This window comes from Micromonospora fiedleri (genome assembly GCF_016774385.1).
Taxonomy (GTDB): domain Bacteria; phylum Actinomycetota; class Actinomycetes; order Mycobacteriales; family Micromonosporaceae; genus Micromonospora; species Micromonospora gifhornensis.
Genome location: NZ_JAETXL010000138.1, coordinates 1 through 255, shown reverse-complemented (window position 1 = coordinate 255; position 255 = coordinate 1). Strand labels below are relative to the sequence as shown.

Here is a 255-nt window from a genome sequence, read left to right as displayed (position 1 = left end):
CCCGCTGGGCGCTGATCGAGCCAACACTGAGCGCTTGGCGGCAGGCCCGACTCGACCGGCGGCCCACCGGCCAGCCGGCCACCGTGGAATTGCGGGAGATCTTCAACGCGATCCTGTACGTCAACCGCACCGGAATTGCCTGGAAATACCTTCCCCACGACTTCCCCTCACACAATACGGTGTACGCCTACTACGCGGCCTGGCGCGACGAAGGAATCTTCGCCAAAATCGGATACGACCTGGCTGGGTTGGCCC

At 63.9% G+C, this 255-nt stretch carries 1 protein-coding gene; it reads left to right on the top strand.

Annotated features, from left to right (window positions below; genetic code table 11):
- Positions 1-255, top strand: a 255-nt coding sequence (locus tag JMF97_RS32545) for a transposase (RefSeq protein ID WP_203224706.1), incomplete at both ends; no start/stop codon positions are given.